The sequence below is a fragment of the Robertmurraya sp. DFI.2.37 genome (assembly GCF_029211245.1).
Taxonomy (GTDB): Bacteria; Bacillota; Bacilli; order Bacillales; family Cytobacillaceae; genus Robertmurraya; species Robertmurraya methanolica_A.
Genome location: NZ_JARGEJ010000833.1, coordinates 1 through 290 on the forward strand (window position 1 = coordinate 1; position 290 = coordinate 290).

Here is a 290-nt window from a genome sequence, read left to right on the forward strand (position 1 = left end):
TTCTGCCACAGATAAAGAACTCGTTTTCATTGGAAGAATTTCAGTACTTGTAGTTTCGCTTGTGGCACTCGCCATTTCATGGGAAAAAAATTCAACTATTCTTGATCTAGTCGGATATGCTTGGGCAGGCTTTGGAGCCGCTTTCGGACCACTTATTCTATTTAGCCTCTATTGGAGAAGAATGACGAGATGGGGAGCACTAGCTGGAATGGTTGTTGGGGCAGCAACGGTCATTATTTGGGCAAATGTCGGTTTATCTAAAACTCTGTATGAAATGATTCCAGGCTTTG

The 290-nt window shown here is 42.8% G+C and carries 1 protein-coding gene; it reads left to right on the plus strand.

What is annotated here, in order from left to right:
• Nucleotides 1-290: sodium:solute symporter family transporter (locus PZE06_RS28835; RefSeq protein WP_483314104.1), on the plus strand; the 290-nt coding region annotated here is incomplete at both ends.